This is a genomic window from Herbaspirillum sp. SJZ099, from assembly GCF_007828355.1.
In the GTDB taxonomy this organism is placed as follows: Bacteria; Pseudomonadota; Gammaproteobacteria; order Burkholderiales; family Burkholderiaceae_D; genus Herbaspirillum.
This window is the reverse complement of record NZ_VIUO01000007.1, coordinates 171,061-178,886: the sequence shown is the minus strand read 5'-3', so window position 1 is coordinate 178,886 and position 7,826 is coordinate 171,061. Positions and strand designations below refer to the sequence as shown.

Annotated in this window: 6 protein-coding genes; 1 reads left to right on the top strand and 5 read right to left on the bottom strand. The window is 64.4% G+C overall.

The window, feature by feature from the left end:
• Positions 1–268 precede the first annotated feature (268 nt).
• From FB597_RS15950 to FB597_RS15940, 3 genes are all read right to left on the bottom strand, one after another.
• Complete coding sequence (locus FB597_RS15950) at positions 269–1,213, bottom strand: delta(1)-pyrroline-2-carboxylate reductase family protein (RefSeq protein WP_144770048.1); 945 nt, start codon at positions 1,211–1,213, stop codon at positions 269–271.
• Between the two features lies 1 nt (position 1,214).
• Entirely contained in the window at positions 1,215–2,225 is a 1,011-nt protein-coding gene (locus FB597_RS15945) for a proline racemase family protein (RefSeq protein WP_144770047.1), read from the bottom strand.
• A 195-nt stretch (positions 2,226–2,420) separates the two neighbouring features.
• Positions 2,421–3,557 carry a branched-chain amino acid ABC transporter substrate-binding protein gene (locus FB597_RS15940; protein ID WP_141917883.1) on the bottom strand — a complete coding sequence of 379 codons (1,137 nt, stop codon included), beginning with the start codon at positions 3,555–3,557 and terminating at the stop codon, positions 2,421–2,423.
• A gap of 344 nt (positions 3,558–3,901) precedes the next feature.
• Between FB597_RS15940 and FB597_RS15935 the strand changes: the two genes are divergently transcribed.
• Positions 3,902–4,366 (top strand): Lrp/AsnC ligand binding domain-containing protein, encoded by a 465-nt coding sequence (locus FB597_RS15935; RefSeq protein WP_050470298.1) that lies wholly within the window; start codon positions 3,902–3,904, stop codon positions 4,364–4,366.
• Between the two features lie 33 nt (positions 4,367–4,399).
• On the opposite strand, the gene FB597_RS15930 is transcribed toward FB597_RS15935, so the two are convergent.
• Entirely contained in the window at positions 4,400–5,551 is a 1,152-nt protein-coding gene (locus FB597_RS15930) for a branched-chain amino acid ABC transporter substrate-binding protein (RefSeq protein ID WP_144770046.1), read from the bottom strand.
• Between the two features lie 195 nt (positions 5,552–5,746).
• On the bottom strand, positions 5,747–7,810 hold the full coding sequence (locus tag FB597_RS15925) for a TonB-dependent receptor (RefSeq protein WP_144770045.1): 2,064 nt from the start codon (positions 7,808–7,810) through the stop codon (positions 5,747–5,749).
• Positions 7,811–7,826: the final 16 nt, after the last annotated feature.

Here is a 7,826-nt window from a genome sequence, read left to right as displayed (position 1 = left end):
CCCCGTACACCATCGTGTAACCCAACGCGATCAGCGCATACATGCTCCCTAGCACCAAACCGTTGATGATCTGCTGGATGAATATGTCCATGAATCGATGTCTCCTGTGCGGCGTTAGCGTGCTGCGCGACCGGCCGGCCGGAAGCTGCGGTGGCTCGCGCCGTGTGGACGGCGCTGCGAGTGGTGTGTCATTTGGTTTCTCCCTTTTTGTATGTTGCTTGTTGCGGATAAAACGACGGATAAAAAAAGAGCGCGAAACCAGTCGCGCTCAGTGCGTCAGGCCAGGAACCGCTCGCATCACGCGGGCGGCGGCCAGGTCCCAGGATGCCTGGCCGACGGTCTTGAAGACCGGCAGCGCGCCATTGACGTCCAGCGTTGCGCGCCCGACCTTGCCGGACAGCACATCGCCGATGGCGGCCACGCGGTTCCAGTCGACCTTGGCCTGGATCAGGTCGCCGGCTTCGTAGTGCGCGCCGCCGACATCGTCGACCACGATGGCGCGCGCGTGCAGCAGCGACGCCGGGAATTCGACCATGTCGGGCTTGAAGGCGCCGACGCCGATGGCCAGCGTGTCGGGCGCAACCTGCTCGGGAATGACCGCGGTGCGCGAGGTGGTCAGGGCGATCAGCACGTCGGTATGCGGCAGGTCTTGCTGCAGCATGGCCGCCGGCAAGGGACTGGCGACGACTTGCGGATGGCGTTCGCACAAGGCGCTGCAGAACGCCTGCGTGCGCGCCAGGTCGCGCGCGGCGATCCAGAATTGGCTGACACCGAAATATTGCACCAGCGCGTCGGCATGCGCCGCGGCTTGCACGCCGGTGCCGATCAGCAGCGCCGACCTGGGCGCGCGCGGCAGCAGCGTCTTGATGCCCAGCATGGTCATGGCGGCAGTCCGACGGCCGGTGACGGTGGGGCCGTCCATCAGCGCGATGCGACGCCCGGTATGCGTGTCGAAGGCCACCACCTCGCCCTGGATGGCAGGCAGGTTGTGGCGGCCGTTCTCGGCATGCACGGTGATGAGCTTGGTCACCGACAAGTCGTCGGCGATGGCCGGCATGCCCAGCAGCACGCTGGATGCGTCGATCGGCACCACCTGGCGCTCGGGGGCGCGGATGCGGCCGCAGGCGAACTCTTGCGCGGCCGTTTCCAGGGCGTCGACCAGTTGCGCGTAAGGCAGCGCGGCGGCGGTTTGTTGGGCGTCGAGGATATGCATGTCAGCGCAGGAAAAAGCCGGTCGGGAATGGGTCGGATTCTTCCAGTACCCACTGGTTGGTGCTCATGATATGGGCATGGCCGCTGACTTCGGTGAGCGCGCCGTCGAACTCGCCGACCTTGACGAGCGCGGTCACGCGCACGCCGAAGTTGCTGCCGACGATGCTGCCGTTGACGTAGTTCCGGTTCAGCGCCAGCTGCCCGCGCAGGAACAATTGTGCGGCGCGGCCGGAGGTGCCGGTGCCGGTGGGCGAACGGTCCACCTCGCGGTCGGCGAAGATGCAGACGTTGGACTGGTCGGCGCCGGGGAAATTGGGTTCGCTGTCGATGATGGTGCCGTACAGGGTGTTCAGGCCCGGTTCCAGCGGATGCTGGATCGGCACCTTGGCGATCACCGCGGCCTTGGTCTCGGCGCCCAGCTGGATCAGCTGGCGCACCAGTTCCGGCTTGACGGTGAGATTGGCCTGCTTGGCGTTGATGTAGTAGTAGAAGGCGCCGCCGAACACGATGTCGCCGACGATCTTGCCGAAGCTGGGCGTGTCGACCTCGACGTCGCGGCGGTAGATGAAGGCCGGCACGTTGTTGAAGCTGACGCGGCCGGCGCGCTTGCCGTCCCATTCGACGAAGGCTTCGATGAAACCGGCCGGGGCGTCGAAGCAGATGCGCGTGAGTGGCGACACCGGCTCGACATATCCCATCTCCACCAGCACCTTGCCCAGCGCGATGATGCCGTGGCCGCACATGTCGCTGTAGCCTTCGTTGTGGATGAAGATGACGCCGAAGTCGGCTTGCGGCGTGACCGGCGGCAGCAGGTAGGCGCCGTACATGTCGGCATGGCCGCGCGGCTCGTTCATCAGGAACTGGCGCAGGTCGTCACGGTGTTCGCGCAGCCAGGCGCGCTGCTGCAGGATGCTGCCGGCCGGGATCTTGGGCAGGCCGGAGACCAGGATGCGCAGCGGCTCGCCGCCGGTATGGGCGTCTATCGTCTGGACGGTGCGTGTGTAGTTGAGCATATGCTTCCTTAGAACTCATTGTTGCATCTGCCGGCAGATGCAAAGAGTACCATCCCGCACGGCAAAAATCGTCCGTATCGGACGGCGCCGACAGGATGGGATGCTGCGCGGATGGGTTACTGGCGAGGGAGGTTGAACTTCCCGCCGGCATGCGCCGGCGGGGCAGAACGTTCAGGCTGCCAGGGTGGGGCCCGATCAGTAGCTGGTCAGCGGTACCGGGATGCCGTCCTTGAAACGGTACACGGTCACCGGGGATTGCTTCAGGTCGTGGTTGGCGTCGAAGTCGTACTGACCGGCCACGCCCTTGTAGCTGATCTTGGCCAGCGCCGGGCCGAACTGCTTGGGCTCGACCGAGTTGGCGGTCTTCATGGCCTGGGCGATGAGCATCATGCCGTCGTAGAAGGACACCGCATAGGTTTCCGCAGGACGGCCGTACTTCTTCTGGTAGTCGTCGGCGAAGACCTTGCCTTCCTTGGCCTTGTCCAGCATGGTGCCGCCCTGGGTACAGTAGACCGAGTCGCCGATGGCGTCGCCGCCCAGGCGGCCCATTTCCGGCGAGCAGATGCCGTCGCCGCCCAGCAGCACGGCATTGATGCCCAGCTGCTTCATCTGGCGCTTGATCGGGCCGCCTTGCGGCGCGTAGCCGCCGATGAAGACGGCGTCGGGCTTCTTGCCCTTGATCGAGGTCAGGATGGCGGTGAAGTCGGTGGCCTTGTCGTTGGTGAAGTCCTTGCTGACCACGTCGATGCCGTTGGCCTTGGCGACCTTGCTGAACTCTTCGGCCAGGCCCTGGCCGTAGGCGGTACGGTCGTCGATCACCGCTACCTTCTTGAGCTTGAGTTCCTTGGCCGCGTACAGGGCCATCTTGCCGCCCAGCTGGCTGTCGCTGGCGGCGACGCGGAACAGGGTGGCAAAGCCTTGCTGGGTAATCTTGGGGTTGGAGGCGACGGTGGCGACCACGATGCCAGCGTCATTGAACACGCGCGATGCGGGGATGGTCACGCCCGAGTTGTAGGGGCCGACGATGGCCTTGATGCCCTGGTCGACCAGTTTTTGCGCGGCGCCCACGCCCGACTTCGGATCTGCCTGGTCGTCTTCGGCGATCACCTCGAACTTGATCTTCTTGCCGCCCACGGTGATGGGTTGCGCATTCAAGCGCTCGACGGCCATCATCAGGCCGCCCTGGTTGTCCTTGCCGGCCGATGCCTGGGGGCCGGTCAGCGGGCTGGAAAAGCCGATCTTGACCACTTGGGTTTCCTGCGCCATGGCAAAGGCGGGAACCAGCGCCAGCGATGCGGCGATGATGTTGAGTCCGGAGACGCGCTTGAACATAGGGGTGTTTCCTCTCTTCTAGAAAGTCAGACTGCGGGTAATTAGGTTGAAACGCTGGAAAAGCAGGATATGCCGCCCGCCATGGAGCCATGGCGGCCGATTCCGTCGATGCTGTACTGCGCCGTTGCAGGTACGAACATATCAAAACTCGTAAAAAGATTGTCGGAGAAACTGCTGTCATCCGCGCAAGCGCACCGCCGTTGGCGCACCATGCCCGCATTACGTTGTATTTTTTATGAGGGAGGATTCTATTTACTCTTTGCTGATATTAGGCGCGTTTATTGCCTTTATAATCAGAACAAAATTCTCCCAGAATCCTGTTTGCCAAATAAAATTCAGAAACCATGGCCGCGCTCGACAAAATCAGTAAAAAAATATTGGCCGAACTGCAAAACGACGGCCGCATCAGCAATGTCGACCTGGCCGCGCGCGTAAACCTGTCGCCGGCGGCTTGCCTGGAACGGGTGCGCAAGTTGCAGGAGGCGGGCTATATCCTGGGCTTCGCCGCGCAGTTGAACCCGGAACTGCTGGATGTGTCGCTGCTGGTGTTCATCGAGGTGGTGCTGGACCGCACCACGCCCGACGTGTTCGCCGAATTCAAGAAGAGCGTGCAGAGCATCCCCGAGATCATGGAATGCCACATGGTGGCCGGCGGCTTCGACTACCTGGTCAAGTCGCGCGTCAAGGACATGAACGCCTACCGTGAATTCCTCGGCAAGTCGCTGCTGCAGTTGAAGGGCGTGCGCGAGACGCACACCTATGCGGTAATGGAAGAAGTGAAGAACACCATCCGCCTGCCGATCCGCTGACCCCTCCCCTGTTCATTGCACCGCCCCTGGGGCCTAGAAGCTTGCCAAAGGAACGAGGGCGCCATCCTTGAGGCGCAGGATGGTGACGTCGGAGTCCTTGAGGTCATGCTTGGCATCGAACTCATAGGTCGCGGTGATGCCCTTGTAGCGGCCGCGCGCCAGCACCGGCACGAACTTTTCCGGTTGCGCCGAGCCGGCGGTCTTCATGGCTTGCGCCAGCAGCATCACGCCGTCGTAAAAACTGGCCGCGTAGACGTCGGGCGGACGACCGTAGCGGTTCTGGTAGGCGGCGGAAAATACCGCGCCATCGGCCACGCGCGTGAGCCATACGCCCCCTTGCACGCAGTAGACGCCGCCGCCCATGGAGTGGGTGGCCAGGCGGAACATCTCGAGCGAACATTGGGCATCGCCCGCGAGCATGGGCAAGTCCATCTTCTCGCGCGACATTTCGCGCAGCAGTTGCGCTGCCTGCGGCACATAGCCGGCGAAGAAAACGGCGTCGGGAGCGGCCTCGCGGATCTGGCCCAAGACGCCGCGCACCTCCGGATCGCTGGCATGGACGCTCAACTGGAACACCATGGCGGTCTGCAAACCCTCCAGCCGGGCCGCCGCCTGGAATTCATTGATCAGGCCCGCGGCATAGTCGGAACCGTCATTGACGATGACCGCGTGTTTGAACCTGAGCGTGCGGGCGGCATATTGGGCCAGCTTGCGCCCCATGTCGCCATCGCTGGCGCCCAGGCGGAACACGTAGTCGTAATCGGCGCGCGTGACGGCCGGATTGGAGGCCACTGTCAGTATCGGCACGCGGCGCTGGTTATAGATCTTGGCCGCGGCCATCGCCACGCTTGAATTGAACGGCCCCAACACCGCGCTCACCTTGGCCTGGGCGAATTCCTGCGCGATTTCCATCCCGCGTTCGGGGTTGGCCCGGTCGTCCTTGACCAGCAGTTCGAAACGCGCCGGCTGGCCGCCGATGCGCATGTCTTGCCGATTGATCCGTTCGATCGCCATGCGGGCGCCGTTCAGGGCGTCGGTACCGCCGACGCCTTGCGTCCCCGACAGCGGCGAGGTAAATCCCAGCAGTACGTGCAACTCCTCCTTTGCCGCCTCCTGGGCGCAAGCCGCGCAGGCCGAGATCAGCAGGCACGAACCGAGAAGGGAACGGAGGAAGCGTCGTCGCATGGATGGGGATCGTCGATGAATCGGCGGCCGGTCGCCGCAAGGTTCAAACTATACCAGCATGCCCGGCGGCATTTTCCCCTGCGCAAAAAGGCGGCGACAACTTGCCAACCGTAAAAAACCCGGGCGGCCTTCGCCTGGAAGGCGGCCCGGGCAAGCCGCGCCGGGGGCAGGCAAGCCTGCCCGCCGGCATCACGATCAGAAGCTGGTGCGCACGCCCACGATCAGGTTGCGCCCGCCCAGGGGCACCGACTCCCTGAGCACCGAGGTCGACAGGCGGATGTCCTGGTTCAGCAGGTTGCGCGCCAGCGCGAACCAGGTCAGTTTCACGCCGTTCAACTTCTGCGTGTACGACAGGTTGGCGTCGAGCTGGGTGTAGGCCGGCGTTTCGTAGTTTTCGAAGGACGCCAGGCGATCCTGCTTCTGCGCGCGCAGCACTTTCACGCCGCTAGCCCAGGGGCCGGTCTTGTAGCCGAACTCCAGGCCGTAACGGGTGGCCGGTTGCAGCGGCAGGTTGCCCTGATCATCCAGCGTGCCGCGCGAGGTATCGGCGAAAGCGCGCGCCGAGAAACCGTCCCCGCTCCAGTTGTAAGTGACTTCGGCTTCGGCGCCGCGGATGGTGGCGTCGCCCTGCGACCAGAAGCGCTGGGTGAATTCACCGGACGGATCGGCATTGCCCTCATCATTGACCTGGCCGTTGGTGCGGCCGTAGATGTAGTTATGCACCTTGTTGTGGAACAGGTTGCCCTTCCAGCGCACCAGGCCTTCGGTCTTTTGCAGCGTCAGCTCGATGTTGTGGGAAGTCTCCTTCTTCAGTTGGCTGTCGCCGATGTCGAAGGTGGCGGTCGATTCATGCGGGCCGTTGGAATACAGCTCCTCCACCGTCGGCGCGCGCTGCGCCAGCGAATAGGTCGCCCCCAGGCCGTAACCGGGCTGGAACGCCCACAAGGCGCCGGCCGACCATGACAGCAGGTTGAAGTCGCGCCCGGCCAGGCCGCTGCCGCCATCGGGACGGCGGCTCACGCTCTCGGCGCGCAGGCCGGCGCTGGCCAGCACCTGGCCGAACTGGCGCTGCTCCACCAGGAAGCCGGCGAAGGATGACGAACGCGTCGGCGGCGTCAACTCCGAGGTGCCGCTGGCGGCCGACAGCGCCGAGTAATTGCCCTGTTCGGTCTGCACGCCGAAGGTGCCGCGCCAGCCGGCCAGCGGGGCGTGGGTCAGCTCCCAGCGCGTCTGCAGCACGCGGTTCTTGAACACGGTGGCGGGGGTGCCGTCCTGTTCCTTCTCGGTGTGGGTGTAGTCGGTGTAGCCGAAACGGAAGCGGAATTTCTCGATGCCGGCGAAGGGATTGTTGACCACCGTGTCGATGTCGTAGCGGCTCTGGTGCAGGTCGATGAAGGACATCTCGCTGGTGGGAATGCCGTAGTGATCGTCCAGCGTCGAGGCCGACAGGCCGACGTAGCCCCAATTGGCGACATAGGATGCGCCCACGCCGCCGCTGGTTTCGTGGGTGAACGAATTGGGCAGGCGGCCCGAGGCGGTGGAAGGATCGCCCTGCTTGGCATTGCCGGGGATCTTGTAGTTGTCGGTGTCGCGGTAGTTGCCGTCGACGTGCAGGCCGATCTGGCCGGCCGAGGTATCCAGCGAGAAGGAACCGTTTTTCTCGCCGTCGACGGTGCCGTAGCGCCCCTCGACGGTGCCGGTGGGCTTGCCGACCAGTTCCGTCGGAATGCGGTCGTTGACCACGTTGACCAGGCCGCCGATGGCGCCCGAGCCGTACAGCAGCGCGGACGGGCCGCGCAGGATCTCGATCTGGCGCGCCGTGGCCGCCTCGGCGCCGACCGCGTGGTCGTTGGAGACGGTGGAGACGTCGGACACGGCCATGCCGTTCTGCAGGATCATCACGCGTGGCCCTTCCATGCCGCGGATGATGGGGCGCGAAGCGCCGGCGCCGAAGGCCGACGCCGACACGCCCAGTTCGGATGACAAAGTGTCGCCCAGCGAATTGCCCAGCTTGTTGCGCAACTCATCGCCGGCCAGCACCTTGGCCGGGGCCAGCACTTGCATATCCTCTTCCGAGGCAAAAGGAGTGGCGGTGACGACGATCGGCTGCAGCGCGGGTTGCGCCGGCACAGTGGCCTCGCCGGTGGCGGATGCGGTCTGCGCCAGTGCCGGTGCGGCCCAGGAGGCCAGCGCGGAAACGACCGCGGCGGCCATGAGTTGCCCTTGCAGGCGGCGTTGGAGTGGGTATTGGACTGCCATGTGAATTCCTTGTAGT

What these genes read in the sequence shown, in the direction of transcription:
- FB597_RS15940 (WP_141917883.1), bottom strand. Translation starts at nt 3,557, where the DNA reads ATGTTCAAGCGCGTCTCCGGACTCAACATCATCGCCGCATCGCTGGCG.
- FB597_RS15935 (WP_050470298.1), top strand. Translation starts at nt 3,902, where the DNA reads ATGGCCGCGCTCGACAAAATCAGTAAAAAAATATTGGCCGAACTGCAA.
- FB597_RS15945 (WP_144770047.1), bottom strand. Translation starts at nt 2,225, where the DNA reads ATGCTCAACTACACACGCACCGTCCAGACGATAGACGCCCATACCGGC.
- FB597_RS15930 (WP_144770046.1), bottom strand. Translation starts at nt 5,551, where the DNA reads ATGCGACGACGCTTCCTCCGTTCCCTTCTCGGTTCGTGCCTGCTGATC.
- FB597_RS15925 (WP_144770045.1), bottom strand. Translation starts at nt 7,810, where the DNA reads ATGGCAGTCCAATACCCACTCCAACGCCGCCTGCAAGGGCAACTCATG.
- FB597_RS15950 (WP_144770048.1), bottom strand. Translation starts at nt 1,213, where the DNA reads ATGCATATCCTCGACGCCCAACAAACCGCCGCCGCGCTGCCTTACGCG.